This is a genomic window from Arthrobacter sp. K4-10C (genome assembly GCF_059090085.1).
In genome coordinates this window covers 182,841-207,407 of record NZ_JBNHFI010000010.1, presented here as the reverse complement: position 1 = coordinate 207,407, position 24,567 = coordinate 182,841, and the positions used below count along the sequence as shown (strand labels likewise).

General features: G+C 63.1%; 19 protein-coding genes and 1 pseudogene. 14 read left to right on the top strand and 6 right to left on the bottom strand.

What is annotated here, in order from left to right; all coding sequences use genetic code 11:
• Positions 1-220 precede the first annotated feature (220 nt).
• From AC5RUU_RS15545 to AC5RUU_RS15530, 4 genes are all read left to right on the top strand, one after another.
• Positions 221-1,156 carry a dihydrodipicolinate synthase family protein gene (locus AC5RUU_RS15545; protein ID WP_493976094.1) on the top strand — a complete coding sequence of 312 codons (936 nt, stop codon included), beginning with the start codon at positions 221-223 and terminating at the stop codon, positions 1,154-1,156.
• A 90-nt stretch (positions 1,157-1,246) separates the two neighbouring features.
• The gene (locus AC5RUU_RS15540; RefSeq protein WP_493976093.1) at positions 1,247-2,275 is read left to right on the top strand and encodes a TRAP transporter substrate-binding protein; all 1,029 of its coding nucleotides are present in this window, start codon (positions 1,247-1,249) and stop codon (positions 2,273-2,275) included.
• Positions 2,272-2,853 carry a TRAP transporter small permease gene (locus AC5RUU_RS15535; protein ID WP_493976092.1) on the top strand — a complete coding sequence of 194 codons (582 nt, stop codon included), beginning with the start codon at positions 2,272-2,274 and terminating at the stop codon, positions 2,851-2,853. The genes AC5RUU_RS15540 and AC5RUU_RS15535 overlap by 4 nt, the downstream gene beginning before the upstream one ends.
• On the top strand, positions 2,853-4,136 hold the full coding sequence (locus AC5RUU_RS15530; protein ID WP_493976091.1) for a TRAP transporter large permease: 1,284 nt from the start codon (positions 2,853-2,855) through the stop codon (positions 4,134-4,136). The genes AC5RUU_RS15535 and AC5RUU_RS15530 overlap by 1 nt, the downstream gene beginning before the upstream one ends.
• 45 nt (positions 4,137-4,181) lie before the next feature.
• Here the strand turns inward: AC5RUU_RS15530 and AC5RUU_RS15525 are convergent, their stop codons facing one another.
• Positions 4,182-5,189 carry a LacI family DNA-binding transcriptional regulator gene (locus AC5RUU_RS15525; RefSeq protein ID WP_493976090.1) on the bottom strand — a complete coding sequence of 336 codons (1,008 nt, stop codon included), beginning with the start codon at positions 5,187-5,189 and terminating at the stop codon, positions 4,182-4,184.
• A 154-nt stretch (positions 5,190-5,343) separates the two neighbouring features.
• Here AC5RUU_RS15525 and AC5RUU_RS15520 point away from each other — a divergent pair, with 154 nt between their 5' ends.
• Genes AC5RUU_RS15520 through AC5RUU_RS15505 form a run of 4 tightly spaced genes read left to right on the top strand, consistent with a single transcriptional unit; the run spans position 5,344 to position 11,235 of the window.
• Positions 5,344-7,455 carry a hydantoinase/oxoprolinase family protein gene (locus AC5RUU_RS15520; protein ID WP_493976089.1) on the top strand — a complete coding sequence of 704 codons (2,112 nt, stop codon included), beginning with the start codon at positions 5,344-5,346 and terminating at the stop codon, positions 7,453-7,455.
• Positions 7,452-9,701, top strand: a complete 2,250-nt coding sequence (locus AC5RUU_RS15515) for a hydantoinase B/oxoprolinase family protein (protein ID WP_493976088.1) — start codon at positions 7,452-7,454, stop codon at positions 9,699-9,701. The genes AC5RUU_RS15520 and AC5RUU_RS15515 overlap by 4 nt, the downstream gene beginning before the upstream one ends.
• Complete coding sequence (locus AC5RUU_RS15510) at positions 9,698-10,393, top strand: RraA family protein (RefSeq protein ID WP_493976087.1); 696 nt, start codon at positions 9,698-9,700, stop codon at positions 10,391-10,393. Before AC5RUU_RS15515 ends, AC5RUU_RS15510 begins: the two co-directional genes overlap by 4 nt.
• On the top strand, positions 10,390-11,235 hold the full coding sequence (locus tag AC5RUU_RS15505) for a fumarylacetoacetate hydrolase family protein (protein WP_493976086.1): 846 nt from the start codon (positions 10,390-10,392) through the stop codon (positions 11,233-11,235). The genes AC5RUU_RS15510 and AC5RUU_RS15505 overlap by 4 nt, the downstream gene beginning before the upstream one ends.
• Positions 11,236-11,303: 68 nt before the next feature.
• On the opposite strand, the gene AC5RUU_RS15500 is transcribed toward AC5RUU_RS15505, so the two are convergent.
• Complete coding sequence (locus tag AC5RUU_RS15500; RefSeq protein WP_493976085.1) at positions 11,304-12,371, bottom strand: glycerophosphodiester phosphodiesterase family protein; 1,068 nt, start codon at positions 12,369-12,371, stop codon at positions 11,304-11,306.
• A 998-nt stretch (positions 12,372-13,369) separates the two neighbouring features.
• Here AC5RUU_RS15500 and AC5RUU_RS15495 point away from each other — a divergent pair.
• Positions 13,370-13,879, top strand: coding sequence for a mycothiol transferase (locus tag AC5RUU_RS15495; RefSeq protein WP_493976084.1), 510 nt, complete (start codon positions 13,370-13,372; stop codon positions 13,877-13,879).
• Positions 13,880-13,894: 15 nt separating this feature from the next.
• On the opposite strand, the gene AC5RUU_RS15490 is transcribed toward AC5RUU_RS15495, so the two are convergent.
• A complete protein-coding gene (locus AC5RUU_RS15490; RefSeq protein ID WP_493976083.1) occupies positions 13,895-15,196 on the bottom strand; it encodes a hemolysin family protein in 1,302 nt (433 codons plus the stop codon).
• 194 nt (positions 15,197-15,390) lie between these two features.
• Between AC5RUU_RS15490 and AC5RUU_RS15485 the strand changes: the two genes are divergently transcribed.
• From AC5RUU_RS15485 to AC5RUU_RS15470, 4 genes are read left to right on the top strand one after another with little or no spacing between them, the layout of a single operon-like run.
• A complete protein-coding gene (locus tag AC5RUU_RS15485; protein ID WP_493976082.1) occupies positions 15,391-16,176 on the top strand; it encodes an ATP-binding cassette domain-containing protein in 786 nt (261 codons plus the stop codon).
• On the top strand, positions 16,173-17,054 hold the full coding sequence (locus tag AC5RUU_RS15480) for an ABC transporter ATP-binding protein (protein ID WP_493976081.1): 882 nt from the start codon (positions 16,173-16,175) through the stop codon (positions 17,052-17,054). The genes AC5RUU_RS15485 and AC5RUU_RS15480 overlap by 4 nt, the downstream gene beginning before the upstream one ends.
• 30 nt (positions 17,055-17,084) lie before the next feature.
• On the top strand, positions 17,085-18,620 hold the full coding sequence (locus AC5RUU_RS15475) for an ABC transporter substrate-binding protein (protein WP_493976080.1): 1,536 nt from the start codon (positions 17,085-17,087) through the stop codon (positions 18,618-18,620).
• Positions 18,620-20,407: an ABC transporter permease subunit gene (locus tag AC5RUU_RS15470; RefSeq protein ID WP_493976079.1), complete on the top strand. Its 1,788-nt coding sequence runs from the start codon at positions 18,620-18,622 to the stop codon at positions 20,405-20,407. The genes AC5RUU_RS15475 and AC5RUU_RS15470 overlap by 1 nt, the downstream gene beginning before the upstream one ends.
• A gap of 204 nt (positions 20,408-20,611) precedes the next feature.
• Here AC5RUU_RS15470 and arr read toward each other — a convergent pair whose 3' ends face one another.
• Positions 20,612-21,037 carry an NAD(+)--rifampin ADP-ribosyltransferase gene (arr, locus tag AC5RUU_RS15465; protein WP_493976078.1) on the bottom strand — a complete coding sequence of 142 codons (426 nt, stop codon included), beginning with the start codon at positions 21,035-21,037 and terminating at the stop codon, positions 20,612-20,614.
• 122 nt (positions 21,038-21,159) lie between these two features.
• Between arr and AC5RUU_RS15460 the strand changes: the two are divergent.
• Positions 21,160-21,396, top strand: a pseudogene (locus tag AC5RUU_RS15460) (DNA alkylation repair protein); the annotation flags it as partial.
• A gap of 289 nt (positions 21,397-21,685) precedes the next feature.
• On the opposite strand, the gene AC5RUU_RS15455 reads toward AC5RUU_RS15460, so the two are convergent.
• Both AC5RUU_RS15455 and AC5RUU_RS15450 read right to left on the bottom strand, forming a co-directional pair.
• Positions 21,686-22,720 (bottom strand): LacI family DNA-binding transcriptional regulator, encoded by a 1,035-nt coding sequence (locus AC5RUU_RS15455; protein ID WP_493976077.1) that lies wholly within the window; start codon positions 22,718-22,720, stop codon positions 21,686-21,688.
• Positions 22,713-24,401 carry an alpha-amylase family glycosyl hydrolase gene (locus AC5RUU_RS15450; RefSeq protein ID WP_493976076.1) on the bottom strand — a complete coding sequence of 563 codons (1,689 nt, stop codon included), beginning with the start codon at positions 24,399-24,401 and terminating at the stop codon, positions 22,713-22,715. The genes AC5RUU_RS15455 and AC5RUU_RS15450 overlap by 8 nt, the downstream gene beginning before the upstream one ends.
• Between the last annotated feature and the right edge of the window lie 166 nt (positions 24,402-24,567).

Sequence of the window (24,567 nt, the reverse complement as noted above, 5' to 3'; positions counted from 1 at the left end):
AGTCGGCCGCTGGAAGCGGATCCGGGGCAGGGAAGTGGCGTTGTGCCGCGATGCGAGAGCAGGACGTGGCGCACTCCAGTGATGCGCCGAAATTCCGGAGGCCATGCATCGTGACGCTCTTGCCAAAATTCAACTGTCCGCCCCTTGACATCGCTCACTGCCTGAAAGGTATCCTTTTTTCAATCCGCACAATCGTTTGCGCTACACGAGAGAAGCAAGCATGGAACAGGTCAAGCTGGAAGGCGTTGTCACCGCGGTAGTGACGCCCTTTAACGACGATGAATCACTGGATCTGGCGTCACTCAAGGCTTATATCGAGCACGTCATTAGCGTTCCTGGTGTAAATGGAATTCTCACCTGCGGGTATTCCGGTGAGGTTACGAGCCTCAACCGCGAGGAGCAGTTGCACGTTGTCAGCTCCGTTGCCGAGGTGGTCAACGGTAGGATTCCGATCCTGACAGGTGTCGAACCAACCTCGACCAGAGACACAATCGCCTTCGGCAATCAACTGAAGGAAGCTGGGGCAACGGTGCTCCAAATCAACACCCCGTTCTACAACATCCTTCGCAGGGGGTTCATCAATAACGAAGACGTCGTCGTGAAGTTCTTCCGGGACCTCGCGGAAGGCATCGACATGCCGATGACCGTCTTTCAGTACCCGGTGTCGTCCGGGGTCAATTATCCGGCGAAGACTATCGCCCGGCTTGCCGAGATCGAGCACGTCATCGGTATCAAGGAAGCAACGTCGATGGAGACCTACGAAGCCGACTACAAGGCCGTGGAGGGTAAGACCGCGGTGTTTGCTGACAACAACACCTACACCCTGCTGGGCATGCTGCTGTATGGATCGCAGGGATCCATGGTCGGCATCGGAAATGTCGGCGTTCACCTCTGGACGGAGCTCTACCGGCGTGTCTCCAGCGGGGAGACCACCGCAGCTGTTGAGCATATGAACTCGAAGATCGTGCCGCTAATCAATACCTTTAGCCGAGACCTGGGGCAGACGAAGTTCTCGTTTATCGCGCGCGTGAAGGAAGCGCTCGTTCAGATGGGGCTAATACCAGGGGGAACTACGCGCGCACCCGAGCCGGCCGTCACGCAGGAAGACAAGGAAGTGGTTCGGTCGACGTTGCTCAAGGTTGGCCTGCTCACGTGAGTGTCGCTCCCGGCATCGTAAGGGGTCAGCAAGGGAAGACTAGGCACTATCGGGCATGGTATAGACGGATCAAGTGCAAGGAGAGGAACATTGCGTACCAGAAAACGCGGCATTGCTGCAGCGATGCTTGCGGCCACAGCCCTCGTCCTCACGGCTTGCCAGGGCGGCCCACCGGGAGGAACCGGCAATCCTGATGAGATTGGTGAGCGAAAGCTCGTCTTCGCTCTGATTACCCCCGAATCGTTCCCCTACTTTGATGGCGCCGAAAAATTCAAGCAAGTAGTCGAAGAGAAAACCGACGGTAAGATCACGGTTGACATATTCGCTGGCGGCCAGTTGGGCCAGGAGCGCGACATCAACGAGTCGATTTTGGATGGTTCGATTCATATAGGTGTCGGAGCTGGGGCGCTTGCGACCCTGGCGCCCGTTATGAATCTGCTCGAGCTGCCATTCCTCATCCAAGACCAGGCCCACATGCAGCGCATCGTTGACTCGCCCGCCGCTGATCAGCTTTCGGAGCGTATCCGCAACGAGGGCAAATTCCACGTGCTCGATTATTTCAGTACGGGAGACAGCTCCATTCAAACTGTGGACGTTCCAATCAATGAACCATCGGACCTCAATGGACTGAAGGTGCGCTCGATTGAGAACCCTGCGCTCACCGACGCTCTGAGGGCCCTGGGCGCGAACCCCACCCCAATGCCTTACGGGGAGGTGTACACGGGTATCCAGACCGGCGTTATCGAAGGTGCAACCCTTGACTGGGGCTCTGTCAACTCGCTGAAGCTCTTCGAGCTCGTCAACTATGCCACCGCTCCGGAGGCTGCTTTCCTCGCGGAACCGCGGCCGGTCATTATGTCGGCGGATTTTTGGGAAACGTTGAACCAGGCTGAGCAAGAGGCTATCTCCACGGCGATGACCGAGGCGGCGACGTATGAACGCCAGTTCTTTGTTGACCTGCAGAAAAAGGCCATTGAAGCCGTAACGGGTGCCGGTGTCGAGGTAACACAGATTAACGAGCAGGCCTTCCTGGAGATTCTAGAGCCGGTCTGGAGGAAGTGGGCAGCTGACCTGGATGCAGAGGACATGCTGAAGACCATCCAGGATTTGCGGGAATGACCTTAGAACCCGCCCACAAGGCCGAGGGTGAAAGGGAGCCATCCACACGGTTGGCTCCCGGGGTACGCCTTGTGAAGGGTCTGGACCAAGCACTTGGGCTCGTTGACCGCATCCTGCTCTGGGTCTGCAGCCTGCTCTTCGTGTCCGTCGTGGGCGTGGTGCTCGCATCGGTCTTTTTCCGATATGTCCTCAACGCCTCGTTGAGCTGGGGCGAGGAACTCGCCCGCTACCTTACGATCTGGCTGGTGTTCCTGGGCCTTACCTGCGCACATCGCCGCAGCGAGCATCCGGCACTCCAATCCCTGCTCGGCAGGATCCCCGGCATCCACCCGGAGATGGCGAGGAGGATCGGTGAACTCGTCACGGTCATCGTGAGCTTTGCTGTCGTCTGGTACGGCGCCGAGGGGACGTTCGCGAATTTCGACCGTAATCAGGTGAGCCCGGCGTTGCAGATTCAGATCGCGTGGGCCTACCTGGCCATTCCGGTCGGCTTTGCACTGATGGGTTTACAGGGGATCGTTCGCATGTTCCTAACAGTGCCGGCTCCACCAGCCGATCCTGAACTCGAGGACATCTGATGCCTGGAATATTGATTGGTGGATTCTTAGGACTGATGTCCCTTGGCGTCCCGCTGGCAATAGTCATTATCGGAACCGGGCTCCTCTACATCATGTTGGCCACGCCTGCGCCGTTGACTGTTGTTGCCCAGCGGCTGTTCGTGGGGATGGACGATTTCACCCTCATGGCCATCCCGCTGTTCGTGCTCGCTGGTTACCTCATGAACGAAGTCGGGCTCACCGAGCGGCTGGTCCGGCTCACTCGGTATTTGTTGCGGAAGATTTATGGAGGACTCGCCCAGGTCGCTGTGCTTGTGTCAATGGTTTTTGGCGGAGTCAGCGGCGCTGCTGCAGCCGATCTCGCAGCAGTTGGAATTACGATGATCCCCGAGATGCAGCGGGACGGGTACAAACGCGAGTTTTCGGTGGCAACAATTACGGCTGCTTCGCTCATGGGCGCAGTGATTCCGCCCAGCATTCCCTTTATCATCTACGGGGTTCAAAGCCAGACTTCCATTGGTGACTTGTTCGTCGCCGGCATTATCCCTGGAATCCTGATCGGTGTAACGGTCATGGTTACCAACTACGTGCTCCTGCGACGGCAGGGCTTTGTCACGCCGACGCTGCGGCCCGATCAGGTGCTAAAGGGCAAAGACCTCGCCATCTCTGCCCGCGACGCGCTGATTGCGCTGTTCATGCCGGTTCTCATCATCGGCGGCATCCTCGGTGGAATCTTCACCCCAACGGAAGCGGCCGCGGTGGCCGTGTTTTACGCCCTCATCGTGGGCCTTGTGTACCGCACGCTGAATGTGGAAAAAGCCCTACATGTTCTTCGCGCTTCGGTCGTCATGACTGCCACCGTCATGATCATCGTGGCCTCATCGGCTGTGCTCAACTGGGCCCTGGCCTACTCCAGGCTGCCAAGTCTCGTGGCGGAACTGATGTTGTCCATTACGGACAGCCAGACGGTGTTCCTGCTAATTGCACTGGTTGTGCTGCTGCTGGTCGGGATGCCGCTCGATCCCGTTCCCGCGATAATCATCGTCACTCCTGTGCTTTTGCCTGCAGCCATCAGTTATGGCGTCGATCCCGTGCACTTCGGCGTCGTCACGGTGCTGGCCCTCACGCTGGGGCTGGCGACCCCGCCTGTCGGGGCAAGTCTTTTCGTCGCTATGTCCATAAGCAAGGTACCAATGGGTCGGCTCTCGGTGGCAGTTATGCCCTTTATCATCGCGCTGCTGGCGCTGACAGTTCTTATTACCTTTGTCCCGCAGATCTACAATTGGCTCCTCGTCGGAGGGTAGTGGTTGAAGGGGTATCGCCTGCGCAGCGTCCGGGTCTTGTTAGGACTAGGAGAGTATTGACGACTGCCTGGGAATCAGTTGGGGGGCCTTAACGACCGACTCGACTGTTTCTCCGTTCATCAAGGCCAAGAGCAGGTCAACGGCGGCGGCCCCCATGTCCATCAGGGGGACGCGGACGCTCGTGAGTGGGATGGGTAGGAGCGAGCTTACTTCAGAGTCGTTGTAGCCAACCACAGCGAGATCGTCCGGGATGCCAAGTCCACAGTCGCGCGCCACGGACATGGCGGCGAGAGCGCTGATATCGTTCACCGCAAAAATCGCCGTCGGCCGGACGGGAAGGTCCAGAAGAGTTCGCGCAGCCCGGCCGGCAGACTCGGCATCGAAGGTGCCCTCCTGTATCAATTCGGAATCGACCGGCAGGTTCGCCTCCGCCATCGCCCGGCGATACCCATGCGCCCGGTTCAGCGCTGTGCTGACGTCCATGGGGCCGCTGATATGCCCAATGCGGGTGTGGCCCTGGTGGATGAGGTGGCGCGTAGCCAGGTAGCCCCCGACTTCATCATCGCCGGTCACGGACGGGTAGTGAGCGGATTTGCGGTTGAGCAGCACGAACGGGACACCCCGCCGCTCAATTTCGGGCAGGTATTGGTCTTGGATCTTTGCCGTCGCGAGTATCAGGCCGTCGATTCTCCTGTCGATAAGACCCTTGATCGCAACATTGTCTACCCCTCCGATCTCCGCTCCCGCGGTGAGCGTGTGGTACCCGAATTCTCTTGCTCGAATTTGCGCAGCCTCAAACATCTGGGCAAGCACAACATCAGTGAAGCGGGGAATCGACAGCCCAATCATCATCGCCCTCTTGGTGCGCAGGCTCTGGGCCCACGGGTTCGGCTCGTATTGCAGCTCGGCGGCGGCCTTGTGGATGCGGTCGACGGTCTCCTGCGGAATGCGGGACGCGGGCAGGCCATTGAGGGCGCGGGAGACCGTAGAGGGATGCACTCCTGCTGCCTCAGCGATGTGCTTGATGGTCGTTTTACGCCTCGATGATTCCACTGTCTCTCTTTTCAGCCAGCCCGGTTCGGATAACCAACTCCAATGTAGTTCTGAACCCTGGTCCTTGACCCCTAACGCCCCTCGTCGGTATATTAGCGCAAACGATTGTGCATTGGGAAATAGGCGTTGGTGCAGCAGTCACGGAGGAAACGAATTGTCTTTCGTCATTGGGGTTGACATCGGCGGGACGTTCACCGACGTTTCCGTCATCGACAGATCTACGCAAGGTGAGGTCATCGCCAAATCGCCAACCACCCCGGATGACCTGATGGAAGGCCTGCTGGACGGAGTGACGAGGGCGGCCCAACAATTCGGACTGTCGTTGTCTGAACTGCTGGAGCAGACAGAGCGCTTCTCCCACGCGACGACCCAGACCACTAACGTGATGTTCACCTGGCAGCAGGGAGCCGTCGTCGGGCTGCTCGCGACCAGGGGATTCGGGGACGAAATCCTCATCATGCGCGCTCGCGGCCGGGTGGCCGGACTGGGACTCGCGGAACGTCGCCATCTCCGCGCCACAGACAAACCTCCCCAGATCGTCACCCGGGACCGCATCGTGGAGCTGGCAGAACGTGTGGACCGCTCCGGGCGAATAATCGAGCCGCTCCGGCGGGAAGACGTTGAGGCCGGCGTGAGGCGGCTCCTCGCCGACGGTGTCACCTCATTCGCCGTCACACTGCTCTGGAGCCACCAAAATCCCGCCCATGAGCAGCTCGTGCGCGAAGTGATCCACGAACTCGCCCCGAAAGCCCACGTGTCGTTGTCGAGCGAAATCTCACCTGTAACGGGCGAATACGAGCGCACCGCAACGACAGTCGTCAACGCATTCGTAGCACCAACACTGGAGAGGTACCTGAAGCGCCTGAATGAACGCCTCATCCGAGAAGGCTTACGTGTTCCCATCCTGATCTTCCAGGCCGGCGGAGGGGTGAGCGACATCCCGTCGATCCAGCCGGTGAGCACTATCGAGTCGGGGCCTGCCGGCGGACTGGTTGCCGTGCAGAAACTAGCCTCAGCTATGAAGCAGGAGCGGGTCATCGCCACCGACGTCGGCGGTACCACGTTCAAGGTGGGCCTCATCGTCGATGGCCGATGGTCAATGGCTCCCGAAACAGTCATCAATCAATACACCCTGCTGTCGCCCATGATCGATGTCGTATCCATTGGCGCGGGCGGCGGCAGTATTGCGTGGGAGGATGACGGCCGCTTGCGGGTCGGCCCCCAGTCCGCCGGGGCGTCACCTGGACCGGCGTGCTACGGCTGGGGCGGAACGAGGCCCACGGTGACTGATGCCGACGCCCTGCTCGGCTACCTCGACCCCGCACGGTTCCTGGAAGGCCGCATCCAGTTGCGGCTGGACCAAGCAGAGGCCGCGGTCAAGGAATACATTGCCGATCCGCTCTTTGGCGGTGACGTGGTAGCCGCCGCGGCAGGCATCCGACTGGTCGTGGACTCGCAAATGGGTGACCTCATCCGGAAAACAACGCTGGAGCGCGGCTATGACCCCAGAAAGTTCGTCCTCGCGGCCTACGGCGGAGCTGGACCGGTGCATGCCGCATCCTACGCGAAAGCTGCAGGTGTCTCCCGGCTGGTGGTTCCGCTCAGCGCGACGGCGTTCTCCGCTTATGGAGTCGTGATCTCAGACACCGTTCGCACGGTCCAGCGGTCCATCAGCAGGGAGGCCGGGCGCGACAACGAGGTACTGGCAGGCAGTTACGACGACGTGTCCAGGCAGGCCATCGAAGCCCTCAATGCTCAAGGCATCGCCACTGACAGCATTACCGTCGTGCGCTGGGCGGACATGCGTTATGAGCGGCAACTGCACGACGTGAGAGTGCACCTCTACGGCGATCATACGCTCAACGGCTCACTCGTTGACGACCTCACGCAAGCTTTCACCCAGCGGTACGAGATCTTGTTCGGAAAGACGGCCCGGCTCAAAGACGCAGTGCCCCGCATTCTGCGGATCGGAGTCGATGCTGCTGCCGCGAGCGGAATCGCAGTCAGGCAAGAGGCACTCCCTCCGGCACTACCCGAGCTTGGTGGACCAGCACACTTGCGCAGTGTCTTCTGGCCCGAGACGGGTGGCTGGATAAACACGGCGATCTACGCCGGCCATCAAGTGAGAATCGGCCACCATTTCGATGGGCCTGCAATCGTCGAACAGCCTGGCACCAGTGTCGCAATTCCACCAGGAGCGGTCGTACAAGTCGACCAGTGGCGCAACCTCATTATTGTCCTGGACCATGCAGGAGAAACCCCATGAGTGACAAAATCGACCCTGTGCTCTTCGAGGTCGTCTGGCATCGCTTGCTGGACATCACCGAAGAAATGGGCATCAAGTACATGCGTACCTCGGGATCGCCCATCCTGGTCGGCGCCTACGATGCCAGCACCGGCATCACGCTGCCCAATGGCAAGCTCGTGGCTATGGGCCCATACATCTCGACTCAGGCCCACGTCTTGCGGCTCATCGTCGATTCCGTCATCAAGCAGCGCGCGGAGCGCCCCGGTATCAACCCAGGGGACATGTTCATCTGCAATGACCCCTACCTGGGAGCCACGCACCAGCCGGACGTTGCCACCGTCGCTCCCGTACATCATTCGGGAGCATTGCGCGCCTGGGTCGGCTCGTCCGGTCACTGGCTCGACATCGGCGGCAGCGAGCCCGGCGGATTCAATATGACCGCAACATCTGTTTTTGACGAAGGGCTTCGCCTGCCACCAACCAAAATCGTCGAGGGACACGAGATCCGTGAAGACATCGTTGACCTCATCATGGCCCAGGTGCGCGAACCCCTCGCCGAGCTCGACTTGCGCGGGCAGCTCGTTGCCAACGAGGTCGGGCGCAGCCGTTTGCTCGAAATCGCGGACGAGGTTGGGCCATCTGTTCTCGATGACGTGATGCGCCGCGGCATCAACCATGTGGCGGGTCGCATGCGTTCCCGGTTGCGGTCCCTCCCAGACGGTGTGTGGCGGGAGGTGCAGTACCTTGACCACGACGGACACAAACAAAACGTCCGCAAGATCGTGTGCACCCTGACGAAATTCGGCGACCACCTGACCCTGGACTTCGCCGGCTCAGATGCGCAGGTCGATGGCTTTGCCAACACAGCTTTCGGTGGGCTTCGCGCCGCGGTGCTGTCCGGCGTATGCATCGCCCTCGGCTACGACTTGACCTGGAACGACGGCGCCGCCGATTGCGTCGAGATCAAGGCGCCGCGGCGTACCATCGTCACTGCCGAATTTCCGACTCCGGTGTCGATGTCAACGATCTCGGCTATCATCGTGACGCTCAATCTCGTGCTCGTTGTACTCTCGCGCATGCTGCTGGCCAGTCCCAGGCACCACGAGCAGGCGATGGCGAGCTGGTGTGCCACGTCGCTCGGAGTCTCCATGGTGGGAGTCAACCGCGACGGAACCTTCACGGTCGCCCCGGAAGCCAGCCACTTTGCCGCGGGAACCGGGGCACGGTCCTATGCCGACGGAGTCGACACCGGCGGCATCATCATCAACACCACGGCGAACATCCCCTCGATCGAAGCAACAGAGGATGCCTACCCGCTGCTCTACCTGTTCCGGCGCCAGTTGACAGACTCAGGCGGAGCCGGGCGCTTCAGAGGCGGGGCATCAGGCGAGGTCGCAATCGTTCCCTATGAGAGCAAGGGCAATTTGTCCACCTCCTTCGCCGGTGTCGGATCGCTCACTCCCAATGCTGTTGGGTTGGCGGGAGGCCTGCCTGGAGCTACCGTCCGCTACCTTCGGTTTCTTAATGCTGCCCGCCTGGACCCGGAAGGCGAAACCCTCGGCCTGGTTGGCACGCTTGACCAGATCGGAGGCACGCGGACCGTTGGCCCACTAAATAGTTCCAAGATCGAGTTCGGAATAAGGACCATTGAGTACCACAACTGGCAAGGCGGCGGCGGGTTCGGTGACACGCTCGACCGGGATCCGGCCAAAGTGCTCACCGACGTGCGAACGGGGCTCGTCTCGGCTGAGGAAGCCTTCAGGACTTATGGCGTGGTGCTGACAGGGAGAACAACCATCGAGCTTGACGATGAGGGGACCGAGGCGCATCGCCAACAACTGCGAAAGCAACGGCTGCAGAGGGCCGTACCCTTCATCGACAGGCATCCGCTCGTTCTCCCTGAATCCCTTACCGCTCAGGAGCCGGAAAGCGGCGTCGAACGCGAGCAAGTGAAGTATTGGGACGTTGTTGCATTCGACAATGCCACAAACACCATGTCCTGCACCCGATGTGGAACCAACCTTGGCTCGGCCACCACGGATGTGCGGAGCGGCTGCGTGATCGAAGAGGTCCCCGCAGCCACCATCGGCCCCATTCGGGGGGAGGACTATGCCGAGGACCATTCCGATGGCGGGGGCGTTCCGATTGCCATCAGGTCCTTCTACTGTCCCGGCTGCGGGCGCCGGCTCGAGGCAGACCTGGTTGTCCCAGGAGAGGTCGGTCCGTCCTCGATCATTTTCCGCGGCGGAGTGGATACGGCATGAGCCTGAGTACAGAGCCCGAGGAATGGCTTGCTTTCGGCACACCGGCTATCTCCGACAGCAATGGCCGCCAAGGAGTGCTGTCGTCCCGTATCCGCCCGCAAACCGGCACAAGCCTCGTCGGACGGGCGTTCTGTGTCCGGGTTGTGGTCGGAGACAGCGCTTCTCTTCACCAGGCGCTTGAGGTTATCCCGCCCGGATCGGTGCTGGTTGTCGACGCAGGAGGTTTCGCGGATCGCGCTATATGGGGTGAGGTCCTGACAGCGGCCGCACAACACCGGGGAGTGGTGGGCGCCGTGATCGACGGAGCGATCAGGGATGTCGCGGCGATCAGGCGGCGCGGTTTTCCGATTTACAGCACCGCCATCTCCGCAGCCGGTCCGCACAAGGCAAGCGGAGGCGAATGGGGGGCCAGCGTCTCCTGCGGCGGGGTCAGCGTATGCACTGGAGACTTAATCGTCGCCGACGAGGATGGTGTGGTCGTCGTGCCTTGGGAATCGAGGGAAAGCATTGCGGAGTCCGCCCGGGCAACGCGCAAGCGCGAAGAGCAGTTGATAGCGCAGATTGCAGACGGTCTGAGCACGGCAGAGTATTTCGGGCTCGTCCAAAACGGGCCGGCCAAGAATGCCAAGAGCACGACCCCGGTAAGAGCCGCTTCCGATGCGACCGCAGATCATGTAGGAGAAACAAAGTGAGAATCGGACGAACCATGCTCGCTGGGGGTCCCGAGTTTATTGTCAGCGATGACTCGCGGAACTGGACCGTATTGTCTTCCTTGGGGCTCACCTACCCGGACACCCGGGCACTGATCGAAGACATCGAGCGCGTCCGTGAACGCATCCCGGGCACGTCTCCCACCCTTGGCGTCGCCGAGAAGGACCTGCTGAGCCCCGTTGTCCGGCCGGGCAAAATTCTCGCAGTTGGGCTGAACTACGCAAGTCACGCCCAGGAGACAGGCGCCACGCCGCCGGAGAAGCCGCTGACTTTCGCGAAGTACCCCAGCTCACTGAACGGTCCGTTCGCTGACGTCGTTATCGGCCCCCGTGTGACGGAGCAGGCGGATTACGAATCCGAACTGGCTGTCGTTATAGGCAAGCCAGCGAAGCGGGTCAGCCGCGATGATGCCGGTAACCATGTTTTTGCGTACGCGGTTGCCAACGATGTTTCCGCCCGTGATGCCCAGAGGTCTGATGGGCAGTTCTCGCGGTCAAAGAGTGCTGACACCTTCTGCCCGATCGGCCCATGGCTGACGACATCTGACGAAGTCGCCAATCCCCATGATCTCCAGATCTCTTCCAGAGTAAATGGTGAGCCTCGCCAGAACGGTTCGACGGCCGACATGCTTTTTGGCGTGGCCGAACTCATTTCCTACCTTTCCACGACGATCACGCTGGAATCGGGCGACGTCATCCTCACAGGCACACCTCCCGGAGTTGGCCTCGGCTTCACGCCACCACGTTTTCTGCAACCCAACGATGTTGTCGAATGCGTCATTGCCGGTCTAGGAACCATCCGCAACAGATTCGTTGCCGACTAGTAGGTAAAAGGAAAGCCCGGCAACAGCCTGAACAGGCTGCAGCCGGGCCAGCTGAACACCGGGGGAAGTTAGCCCTTCAGCGAGTACGCCTTGGGCAGCTTCAGGCCGCGTTCCTCCATAAGGGTGCGCAGGCGGGTGGGGTAGTCGGTGATGATGCCGTCCACGCCCAGGTCCATCAGGCGTTCCATGTCCGCGGTGGCGTTCACGGTCCATGGGATGACGGGCAGGCCCAGCTCGTGGGCTTCGGTGATCATCTCGGGGGTGACGGAACGGAACGTGGGGGAGACGACGTCGTACCCCAGTGCGGCTGCCGCCTTGGGAAGGGAACCGTCGTAGTCGTCGATGTCGATGCCGCCCAGGTTGGGGCTGGCGCCGGGCTGGCCCACGCCCATCCAGGCGTCGCCGCTGGAGAGCGCCACCAGCGGCAGGTCAGGCGCAAGCTCCTTGGCGAGGTTCAGCGAGGACCAGTCGAAGGACTGCAGGGTGGTGCGGGCGGCCATGCCGGAGGCCCGGATCTCGGCTACCACGGCGCGGGTGAGGGACTCCATTCCGGCGCCTCCGATCTGGCTGCTCTCCACCTTGGTCTCCACGTTGAAGCGGACCTTCGCGGCATTGGTGTCGCGGACCAGCTGGTAGACGTCCTTGAGCTCGGCGATCCGGTTGCCCTCGATTACGTCCTGCTCCGGATAGCCGGGCAGCTGCACATAGCCGCAGTTGAGCGTCTTGACCTGCGCCAGGGACAGCTCGGCCACCCGGTCGCCGACGTAGGGGAATTCGCCGTCACCGGCGGTGGCGGGTCCCGTGTCGGCGCACTTGGCGGCCTGGATGGTGTCGTCGTGCCACACAATCACCTTGCCGTCCTCGGTCAGGTGGGTATCCAGTTCCAGGGTGGTCACGCCGAGGGCCAGCGAGTTGGTGAACGCGGCCAGTGATTCCTCGGTCCATTCGCCGCGGCCGCCGCGGTGGGTCTGCAGGTCGAACGACCCGTTGCGTTCGTTCACCTTGACGTGGGAAGCGGCGGCTCCGGCAGCGTTCGACGACGGCGTGCCGGCTTGGCCGCTCGGGGCGGCGACGGCGGGGCTTGCCATGGCGGCGATCAGCGCGGCGGCTGCCGCTGCGGTCAGGACTGTGGGCATGGTGGTTTCCTCCAGCAAGAAACGGGGCGGCCTGCAGGGCCGTTGACCCTCCACCCTAGGGAGGGCACGTTGCGTGCTCGGTGCGGGGAGTTGGAGCGGAGGTGAACGGGACATGCTGGTTCATTCACAGCCTATGGGCAGGCCGCGTGCCAGAAGGACGGTCTCCAGGCGTGCCGGTAGGATCGGAGGACGCCACGTCGGCCACAGTTTTGGGGGAAACTATCGTGAAGATCATGCCGTTGCGGCGCACTGCCGCTATTGCCGTGGCGGCGGGCAGCGCAATGCTGCTGGCACCGTCTCCGGCGCTCGCTGAACATGTCTGCTGGATGTCGGACGGCATCCGGTACTGCTATGACCCTAACGACGGCAGAGTCCCGGCCGAGCCTGATCCCGCGCCCGTCGAGGAGCCTACTTACATCCCAACTCCGCCTGCCGCTTCCGTGGAACAGCCTTGGCTGGTTCCCGCTCCTGCTGCGCCCGCTCCCGAGCAGCCTGCGGCGGCACCGGTTAAACCGATGGCGCCAGCCCCGGAACCGGCCTCAATAAACCAAGTACCAGCCCATGCCTACATTCCGCCACACTCTGTTGAGTCCTACGTACCCTCGGCTCATAAGCGTGCCGGTGCTGCCCCGGTGTCTAAGGAGCCCGCAGGCGCAATGGATTCGCTGTCACCGGAACCCGTGCCTGCTGCGGAGGCAACTACGGCTGAAGTCCCCACCGCCCCAGCGAGCCCACCGGCGTCTTCCACGCCGTCGTCGTCAGTACCCGCTGCGGGGGACGTCAGTGCGGCCATCAGCCAGACGTCCAGGAGGCAACCTTTCGACGCGCAGCCGCTTGTCCTGACAGCAGGCGGAATACTCCTAGCAACTGCCCTGGCCTGGTTTGTGCGCCCCTTCCGCTTGGCGCTAACCCGCTTCTTCAAGAGGAAGTGATGGACCTGCCACCAGTGCCGGTCAGCGGAGTAGCGTGGGACCCACGGCACAGGAAGGGAAACCTGAATGAGGACCAATGAGCTGTTGCTGGACGCGTTTGGCCGGATCCGGGAGACCGTGGAAGCGACGCTTGAAGGGCTCGACGGCGATGCGCTCGCCAGGCGCCCGAACGGCACCGGGAACTCGATCGCCTGGCTCATCTGGCACCTCAGCCGGGTGGAGGACGCACAGGTATCCGCGGCGGCGGGGATGGACCAGGTGTGGACGTCGCGGGGTTTCGAGCTGCGGTTCGGCCTGCCGCTGCCGGAACGTGACACCGGCTACGGCCACTCAAGCGAGCAGGTGGACGCGGTGCAGGCCGGGCCGGAGTTGCTGCTTGAGTACTACGACGCCGTGCACCGGCAGACCTCGGGCTTTCTGGAAGGAGTTGCGGACGGGGACCTGGACCGCGTCGTTGACCGGCACTGGGATCCGCCCGTCACCCTCGGCGTCCGGCTGGTCAGCACCCTTGCAGACTGCCTCCAGCACGTCGGGCAGGCCGCCTACGCCAAAGGGCTGACACGGACACGCACATGAGGCGGCTACAGATCCCTAGGACTGCTCCGGCAGCGCCTTCACCGGGGTCACCCGGATCCGGGCGATCCGCAGCCGGTCCATGCCTGTGACCGTGAGCACGTGTCCGTCAACCTCCACTTGGTCCCCAAGCTGCGGCAGACGGCCAAGCCGGTCGATGACGAACCCGGCCACCGTCTCGTAGTGCCCCTCCGGCAAGGAAATCCCGGAGGCCGACTTGAACTCCTGAAGGATCAGCCCGCCGGCGACGTCCACTGAACCGTTGTCAACGGTGACGCGGTCCTCGGGGTCCGTGCCGGCATCGTACTCGTCGTAGATCTCGCCCACCAGCTCCTCCACGAGGTCCTCGAGGGTGACGATGCCGTCCGTGCCGCCGTACTCGTCCACCACCAGGGCGATGTGCTGGCCCAGCCGGCGCATCCTGGACAGGGATGGCACCACCTTGTTGGTTCCCGGCAGCGGCAGGATCTCCCGGACGATGGACCGCACCGGGGCGCCGTCGTCCGTTCCGTTGCCGGGGATGAGGTCGCGGATGTGGATGAAGCCCAGCACCTCATCCGGGCCGTGGTCAATCACCGGGTACCGGGAGTACGGACCGGCACGGACCAGGCTGCGTGCCTGGGCGACGGACAGGCCGCCGTCAATGAAAGTCACCTCGGTGCGGGGGCGCATGACTTCCTGAAGGGACCGGCTTTCGGCACCGAAGACGTCGGTGAGGATGCTGCGGCTGTGTTCCTCGAGCGTGTCGTTCTGGGCGATCATGTCCCACAGTTCCTCCGGGCTGACGCTTTCCTGCTTCGCCTTCGGGTCGGCGCCAAGCAGCCGCACCACCGCGTCGGTGGACACGGAGAGCAGCCAGACGGCGGGCCGCATCAGGTTCGAGAGGACGTGCAGAGGCGGGGCCAGGACCCTGCTGAAACCGACGGCGCTCTGCATCGCCAGCCGCTTGGGCACCAGTTCGCCCAGCACCAGGGACAGATAGGCCACCAGCAGCGTCATGCCGATGAACGCCGCCGGTTCGGCCGCCGGTCCCAGGCCCGCGGCCTCCAGCAGTGGTTCGACGTCGGGTGCGATGGTTGAGGCGCCGTAGGCGGCGGAGAAGAAGCCGGAGAGGGTGACGCCGATCTGGACGGTGGAGAGGAAGCGGTTGGGGTTTCCGGCCAGTGCGGCGATCCGGGCACCGCGTTTGCCCGCCTTCTCCATCCGGCGCACCTGGCTTTCGCGCAGCGACACCAGCGCCATCTCCGTGCCGGCGAACACCCAGCCCAGCAGCACGAAGAAGAGGACCAGCAGGAAATTGACCAGGGTATCGGCGTCCATGGTCAGACACTACCGACTCGTAGCCAGGTGGTGCCGCGGGAGAAGTGACTGCCACCCGTAGGCGTCCCATTCTGAGAACGGGTCTCCGGGTCGGTGTCACCAGCTGTTGGTGCTTCCAATTTATCTATTGCGAATGATTCTTGATATCGTTTGGAGCGGGGCCGCCCCTTAATCCAACTCTTGAAAGTACCTCCATGACATCTGCCCTCGTGGTGCGCGATCTGACCGTCTCTCTGCGGGGTCGGGCACTCGTCGCCGGAGTCTCCTTCCGGATGGCCCCGGGTGAGCGCGTCGCCCTGCTGGGTGCCTCCGGTTCGGGTAAGTCGCTGACGGCGTCCGCCGTAACGGGGCAGCTTCCGGACGGGATGACCGCCAGCGGTTCGATGCAGATCAATGGCAGGGAAACGGTGTTAGGCAGGCGCGGGCTGGACCGGACCGGAGAGTTCGCCGTGGTTCATCAGGACCCCGCTACTGCACTGAACCCGATGGTGCGGCTTGGCCGCCAGTTGGCTTTTCCGCTGGTGAAGGCCGGCCTTTCCCGTGCTGAAGCGCGCGAGCGCGCCGCCGACCTGCTCATGTCTGTGGGCCTTACGGATCCGGAGCGGGTTCTGTCCGGCCATAGCGGCGAGCTCTCAGGCGGCCAACTGCAGAGGGTCTGCATCGCGCTGGCCCTCGCTTGCCGTTTCACTGTCCTGATTGCGGACGAACCGACGACCGCTCTGGACACCATCAGCCAGGCCAAGGTCCTGGAGGCACTCAGGCACAGTACCGGCAGCAGACAAGCAATGCTGTTCATCACCCATGACCTGGCTGTCGCCGCTTCCCTGTGCACACGCGCTTTGGTCATGCACTCCGGCCGGATCGTCGAAGAAGCACCTATGGACCAGCTCTTGGACAGCCCTAAGCACAGCTATGCGCGCCAGCTGGTGCAAGCTGCAGAGGCCAGCACGTGCGCCTCCACCCAGGGGGCAGGATCATGAGTACCGAACTCCGGGGCCTGAACCTCAGCCGCAGTTACCGCAGCGGCGGCCCGTGGAAATGGGGCCGGACCGTGGATGCGCTGAAGAACGTCTCCCTCTCAGTGACCGCCGGGCAAAGCACCGGACTGGTAGGAAGCTCCGGCTCCGGCAAATCCACGTTGCTGCGTACCCTGCTGGCTCTGGAAAAACCCGCAGCCGGCACCGTAGAGCTTGACGGCGCCACCGTCAAGGCCGGATCCGTGTCCTCACTGCGGTGGTACCGCCGAATCGTTCAGTATGTGCCGCAGAACCCGGCCAGCAGCCTTAACCCGCGCATGAGGGTTGACCAGCTGCTGCTTGAGCCCCTGCAGCAGCTCCGGATCCGCGGAGATCACCACTCCCTGGTCCGGGAAGCCCTGGAGCGGGTGGACCTTGATCCGGAACTCATTGGCCGCAGGCCCGGGGAGCTGTCCGGGGGCCAGAACCAGAGGGTAGCCATTGCCCGGGCGCTGGTGACCTCACCACGAATTCTGCTCGCCGATGAGCCGGTCAGCGGACTTGACCTGCCATTGCGTGAAACGGTCCTGGGCCTAATGGAGCGACTGGTCATCAGGGACGGGCTGGGACTGCTCTTCGTCTCGCATGACCTGGCCGCCGTCGCTCAACTCTGCACCCACACGGTCGTCCTGTCTTCAGGGCAGGCTGTAGAGCAGGGTGCCACTTCCAAATTGCTGGCAAACCCCCAGCATCCGAACACCCGCCAGCTCATCGCCGCGATTCCCCGTCTTCCCGCGCACCGGACAGGCGTTGATGCCGAAACCATTACACGGCTCGGGCCTCCTGAAGCGTGCCCGGCAATTCTAGCCAGCACGATACAGCGGCCACTCCAGCATCGATAACCTCCACGAATGAAAGACAGGTAACGACCGATGGCCAGTTCACGCCCAAAGACAGCTGCCGCGCTGCTCCTGGCAGCAGCGGTGACGCTCAGCCTCAGCGGATGCTTTTCCGCAGCCGCGACTGCCCCGGCAGCAGATGGCGGAGATGGCGACGCCCGCATCAAAGTGGCCATGCTCCAGCCGCCCCGCTCCGGACTCACCCCCCTGAGCGATGACGCTTTCAAACTCTCCCGCTGGAAGACCGCCGAAACCCTCATTGTCCTTGACGCTCTGGGGGACGCTCAGCCAGCGCTTGCTACGGCCTGGGAACAAATCGATGGCAGGACCTGGCGCTTTGAACTGCGGACCGGGGTCACGTTCCACGACGGCACTGCCCTCACCGCAGAGCAGGTCGCAGCGTCCCTGATGGCCGCAGCGAACGCCAGCCCGATACCGCGGATCCTGGACGGTGTCCAGCTCACAGCGATCCCGGACGGTGACAACGCTGTCCTGGTCACCACCCAGACGGATGATCCGTTGCTCCCGCAGCGCCTGTCGAGCCCTCAGCTGTCAATCCTGGCCGCGTCCGCCTACAAGCCCGGCGGTACGGTCAGCCCCATAAACGCAGGCACCGGCCCCTACGTCCTGGTCTCGGTGGACGGAACCACCTCGGCGACGCTGAACCGCTTCGACGGTTACTGGGGTGAAAAGGCGGCCAGCAGCGGCCTGGATGTCCAGTTCGTTCCCGACGGCACCGCCCGGGCCGCAGCACTGAGGACCGGAACCGCCGACGTTATCGAAGCCATCCCTGTGGGGCAGGCAGCCCAGATCGACCCCGCGCTGGTCCACGAAGTGCCGATGCCGAGGACAAACACCCTCTACCTCAACAACAAGTCGGGGCCGTTCGCGGACCCTGCCGTCCGGGCAGCAGCACGTGAGGCCATCGAGCGGGCCACCCTCGTGGAACGCGTTTATGAAGGACGCGCCGATTCAGCCGGCGGACTGCTCGGACCGGCGCTGCCGTGGGCGGCAGCGGAACGCGAAACTACTTCCTATGTGGAGACGCTGACCAAGCGGCCGGCGGCCGCTCCTGTCGACGGTGTCCGGATCAGCCTGGGCACCTTCACGGACCGCGCCGAACTGCCCGAGGTCGCCGTGCAGATCGAACAACAGCTCGAAGCGGCCGGATTCGTCGTGGAACAGGATGTGCGCGAATACCAGCACATCGAGTCCGACGCCCTTGACGGCAAATTTGACGCCTTCATCCTCTCAAGAGCCACCGTCCTGGACTCCGGTGATCCGGTGGCATACCTCTACAGCGATTTTTCCTGCAACGGCTCGTTCAACATCGCCCAGTTCTGCAACCCGGACGTGGACGCGGCACTGGTCAAAGCTGCCGCGATACCGGCAGGGCAGGAGCGCCGGGCGGCCATTGCTGCAGCGGAGGCACTGATCCTGGCCAACGACGCCGTTGTGCCGCTGCTGCACGAGCGGGTCATCCAGGGCGAATCGGCCAAGGTCCGCGACGTGGAGCGTGACCCCCGTGAACGTGCGCTGATCACCAGCAAGACGGGGATCTCGGGATAATGCGGCGCTGCCCGGCCTTCATCAAAACGGCCATCTCCCGCGTTCTGGCGCTCGGTGCGATGGTCATGCTGATCGGTCTTTTGCCCTGGCTGTCCGGGCAAAGCCCGGAATACACCATCCTGCGCGCCAGGTACGCGGACCGGGAAGCCACCGATGAAGCGCTGGGCATGATCCGCAACGAACTCGGGCTGGACCAGGGGCCCCTCCATATCTTCCTCAACTGGCTCGGCGGAGTTGTCCGCGGAGACCTTGGAACATCCTGGATCTCCAACACCCCCGTCGCGCCCGGAACCATCGCTGCTCTGGGCGTCTCCACCACCCTGATGGCCTGCGCCGTTGTGGTGGCTGCGGTCGTAGCCGTCCTGCTGTGCATCCCCACTGTGGTCCGTGGGCTGGCAGGAAAACCCGGACGCGAATCCGGTGCGGCCGCGGCCGCACTGACTTCCCTTCCTGAATTCCTGCTCGCCGCCATGCTGCTCGTCATTGGCGCGGTTTGGCTGGGCTGGTTCCCCCCTTACGGCTGGCAGGGACTCCACCATGCAGTGCTTCCGGCACTGGCTCTTGGCCTGCCAGCCGGCGGCCTGATCGGAAGGCTGCTGTCCGACGCGATTAGCACCGCATTCGCAGAAAAATGGACAGCAACCTGGGCCATGGCAGGCGCCCACCCGGCACAGATCACCGGCGCCGTGCTGCGCCGGGCGATGCCGGCCGTGCTCAACCAAACCGCCCTCGTGGTCATCGGCCTCACCGGCGGGGCGGTCGCGGTGGAAAAAGTGTTTGCCATCCCCGGGCTTGGCCGGGCCATCCTGGGAGCAGCCAGTGCCCAGGACATCCCAGCCCTGCAGGCAGGGATCCTGGCGCTCCTGGCTTTGGCGGCCGCAGTAGGTTCCCTTGCCGCGGCAGCCCGCTACGCACTGCTTGGCGCCGCGCTTCGTTCCGGCACGATGCCCGTAACGGGACATGCGCGCACCTCGAGCCGGCGTGAGGCCGTGGTGCCCCTCAGCTGTGCAGGGGCGCTTTCGGCCATCATCGCCGCAGGGCTCCTGCGTGACCCCTTCAGCTCCAGTCATCCAAAACTCGCCGCCCCCACCCTGCTGTTGCCCTTCGGCGCTGATTCCAGCGGGCGCGACCTGCTGGCACGGGTAGGCCACGGATCGGTCGCCACGTTGGGAACAGCGCTGCTGGTGGTCCTGGCCTGCCTGGCTATTGGCATCATCATCGGACTGTTCCCGCTGGCGGCGACCGGGCCCTTGGAAGTGGCCAACGCAGCACCTCCTATCCTTGTCGGGCTGATCGTGGCAGCAATCACCGGCCCTTCCGCGCACGGGGCGGCCATCGCGGTGACCCTGGTCGGCTGGGCACCGCTGGCCGCGCACACGGCAGCCTTGGCCCAGGAGGCCAGGGCCGAACCGTACATAAAGATCCTTCCAGTCCTGGGCGTGGGCCGGGCCCGCATCCTGTGGCGCTACATCCTCCCAGCAGTCCTTCCCCCGGTATTCAGGCACGCCATGCTTCGGGTTCCGGGAATCGCCCTCGCTCTGGCCGCCCTCGGATTCCTCGGCCTCGGCCCGCAACAGCCTTCCCCGGAATGGGGACTGATCCTTGCCGAAGGAATCAACTACGTGGAGCGTGCCCCATGGGCCATCCTCGCTCCTTCCACCGCACTGGCGCTGGCTTCGGTTCTGGCCGTTTCAGTCGCCAGCCTCGGCACGATGAAGCCGTCAACACGGCCCCACCGGCTGTTCCGTCCGAGGAAACCGCTGCGCACGTCAGCGTCCAGATCCTGACCAAAGAGCATTCCTGGCCTCATGGCGCCAGTTGTGGCAACGGTGTGTTAAAGAGCGGTAGGAGGTCGTAGCCCATCCGTGTCAAGGGTGCCTTGGCGCCAGTGCCGCGGTGGCTCCCTTTCGGTGGCCACCGCGCTTCCCAAGGCACCGAGGGAGCGGGAATCGTCTGACCGATAGCCCATGCTGACCTGGGGGTGGCCGGGCTTAGTCGATGGCCTCGATGCCCTGCCGCTTCAGTTCCTCCAAATGGTTCCGCATGTGCTGCAGCGCCTCGGGGGAGTGCGGCTCCCACTCCAGGATCTCGTCCACCACCCGGAGCGGATCACGGGTGCGGTAGGACCGGGTGGGGTTGCCCGGGAACTTCTTGTCCGTCAGGTTCGGGTCATCCTCGAACCAGCCGGTGGGTTCCACCCGGTAGATCCTGCCGGCTCCCTCGCCCGCGCCGAGTTCCGCGCCCCACGTGGCCGCGTCCAGGGTTGCCGTGAAGTAGATGTGGTTGGCCGCCTTGCGTCCCCCGTAGTTGGAGGCGTAGCCGGGCACCAGCAGGTCCCCGGGCTGCAAATCTGCTTTGGTGCCGTGGTAGAAGGGCCCGCGATCGTCGGGGCCGGCGGCGGTCGGATTGTTCTCCATCACTGCTCCTCGAAGTCGGGCTCCCACTCTAGCCAACCCCGCGCCAAACGGCGGCGCAGTTCCGGAAGTCCGCTGCCGTCGTCGTACGCTGAATACAAAAGCGTGACGGACGGGAGGCAGGCGTGGCGGAAACGACGGCGGGAACGCCGCTGGACGAGGTACTGGCCGAGCTGGCCGGCCTTGAGGACGCCAAGATGCGGGAGGCGAACGAAAAGCGCGGGGACGACCACGGCGTGAACCTCGGCCAGCTGCGCGCGCTCGCGAAGCGGCTCAAGACGCAGCAGGACTTGGCGTACCGGCTGTGGGAGACGGGCGATACCGCGGCACGGCTGCTGGCGCTGCTGGTCTGCCGGCCACAGGGGCGGTTTCCAACGATCGTCGCAACGGGCTCGATTTGAAGGTAACAGTATCTTTGAAGGTAACAGTATCCCTGTTTGGCATTTGCAGGCACCGCGGTGTCTTGGACGACTACTGGTTCACTGCGCGTCGGAGAAGGTCCTTCACGGTGCACTTCACCGGACGGGTCCTCCGGGAAGGCAGACCACGAGTCCCATAGTGGGCCGCGTGGTGAACTGGTCGACCCGTCCGAGGACCCGTCTTCCGAACACTCACGGCGTTCGGAAGTGCAGACAGATGCTCTTGTGCCGGTTAGGTGCGATTGCGCCGGATGGTGGCGCGGTCGGCCAGGGTTGTGGGGAGGTGGTGGTTGGTGGGGTTGCCGGCTCCGTCGGGTTTCTGCAGCCGGTCGAGGAGAAGGGAGGCGGCGAACGCCGCTTCGTCCGCGACGGGTTGGGAGATAGTGGTCAGGCCAAGGACCCAGCTCATCGGATGATCATCGATGCCTATCATGGATATGTCTTCAGGGCATGAGAGTCCGTGTTCCTTGAGTGCCATGAGCGCGCCGAAGGCGACCTCGTCGCATCCAGCGAAGACAGCCGTGGGGAGGTCCCCGCGGTGCTGGATCAGTTCAGACATGGCCTGGCGTCCGCCTTCTATCGTGTACCCCGCCTCGATGACCCAGTCAGGGTGCACGACAGCGTCGTGTTCGGCCAGGGCCAACTCAAATCCCCGTTTGCGCTCCTCGGTCGCCCGGGTCTTACCGTTGCCGGTTTGAGTGCCGGCCAGGAAGGCGATGTCCCAGTGTCCCAGCACCAATAGCCGCGTGGTCGCTTCTTTAGCGGCAGCGACATTGTCGATGCCGACGTTGTCCCAAGGGACCTCATGCATGCCGACGCTCGCCACTTCGAGGCCACTTGCGGAAAGTGCTGCGGTCTGCTGGGCGGTGAGGTCGACGTCGATCATGAGTACCCCGTCGACCCTTTGGGCCAGATCCGTGGGGTCATCAAATATCCGCGACTGGACGTGGTCCTGCCCGCGGAGACTGACGAGTATTGGATCGAGGCCTCCGTCGGCGAGTATTTCCTCAGCCGCCTCCGCGGCCTGGGAGAAGTACCAGGTCGTGGCCTTGGGAACGACGACCGCCACGGCACCAGTGCGGCCGCCCTTCAACCGGGAGGCCGCGGCTGAGGGCCGGTATCCGAGTTTCTCGGCCGCGTCTTCCACCTTGGCCTGGGCGGACGCCGAGACCTTAGGCAGTCCTCTGAGCGCCCGTGACACCGTACATATGGAGAGTCCCGCCAGTGTCGCGACGTCTTTGATCGTCGCTCGATTCACTTCAGCCATGCGACGTCTCAGTCCTCGGCTCTTTGGCTCCGGGGCGGGTGAGTTCAAAGACGCCGCAGCCGAAGCCATCGGCGTGAACCGTTCCTTCATCGACTCCTACGCCGTTGCCGAAGAGGTGCCGCGCGGTGCAGCCCTCAGGAAGCTCGACCGATATTCGGGTTGCGCGCCGAAGCGGGTTGATGACGATGAGATGCGTCTCGTTCCTTAGGTAAACGAGAGGATAGCCGACGGAGAGCAGTCTTCTGGACGCCTTGGTTCCCAGCGCCGGTGTTGATTTACGTAATTGAACCAGGCCTTGGACAAAGTTCAGGAGCGAGTGTGGATCGTCTTTTTGCGCCGTTACGGTTGGCCGGTTGGCGTCGGGATCCTGAGGGAGATACAGCCTGTCGGGGGGTGCGGCCGAGAAACCTGCGTTGGGAAGGGAGCTGTCCCACTGCATTGGTGTTCGGCATCCTGCCCGGTTGAAGGTGGGTGTCCAGATGCTGCCTTCCTTTTCGGGAACCCCTTCCTGGTAGCGCATGCCGATCTCATCGCCGTAGTAGATCGACGGAATGGAGCCCCAGGTCAGCAAAAAGGTGAAGGCCGCGGGGAGTTGTTCCGCCGTTCTGCTCCCGCAGGCCAGCCGAGAAAAGTCGTGGTCGGCGGAGGGCAGCACGACGAGGCGGTCGGCCCCGTTGGTTTCGAGGTGGTGATTCCAGAGGTTGAGGAACCTCTCGAAAGCGCGGGTGCCTTCTGCGGCGTCAGCATCCGGATCGAAGTAGCAGGGCTCGGTGCTGTGCTGCCAGGGCAGTAGGCCGGCGCCTCCGTTATTGAAGAGTGCGCTGTGCTCCTCGTGAATGACCAGCGAGAAGTCCGCATCGAAGCCGCCGCGCACTCCGGCGTCTACTGTTCTGAGCTCGTCGCTCTCGGGGAGGAGGACGGCGTCCGGGTACGATCCGTGCATCCACTCCGCCAGCTCTCGCCATAGAGCTGTGGTTTCGACTAGGCCCGGATCGTCTTTGATCAGCGAGAAGGCCATATCGACCCGGAAACCCGCGACGCCCCGATCCAGCCAGTACCCAATGATTTCCCTCAGGGCACGTCGGTTAGCCTGAGGCCCGGGCGCATCCGGCAGTTGCCGCCACGGTTCTTCCGGAGCCAGCCGCGCGTAACCGAAGTTCAGCGCGGGCTGTTCGGGAAAGAAGTTCTTCAGGTACCAGCCGGGTCGGCTGCCCGGCGAGGCGACAAAGCCCTCACCGGCACGGTTCGACCAGATGTAACGGTGATCGGATTCATCGCTCATGGACGCGTGGAACCATGGGTGGTCAACAGAGGTGTGACCGGCCACCAGGTCGAGCAGTACCCGGATTCCGCGCGCATTCGCTTCTTGGATGAGCGCGGTCATGTCGTCATTGGTTCCGTAGCGAGGGGCGATGGTGAGGTAGTCCGAAACGTCGTAGCCGGCATCGCGGAAGGGCGAGGCGAAGCACGGGTTGAACCATATGACGTTCACCCCCAGCCACTGCAGATAGTCCAGGTGTTCCCGCACGCCGGGAAGGTCACCGATCCCGTCGCCGTTAGAGTCCGCGAACGACTGCGGATAGATCTCGTAAATCACGGCGTTCGCCAGCCAGTCGGGAGCTTTCGGGCTGCCCGCAGGCACCTCTTTGCTCATCACAGTGCCTAAGTTCTGCTCGCTCATGCGCGTCCCGTTCCCTGCCCGAATCGTCAAAGCTGTCGTGTGGCCACAAGAAATATAAATGCTTAATCCCGAGAAGTTAAACGATTACATCCCAGCTCCGCGCGCGTCCCGGCGTGCGCCTTCGTGGTTAGTGAGCGCGCCAGGAAGGGTCAATGGGGAAACGCTT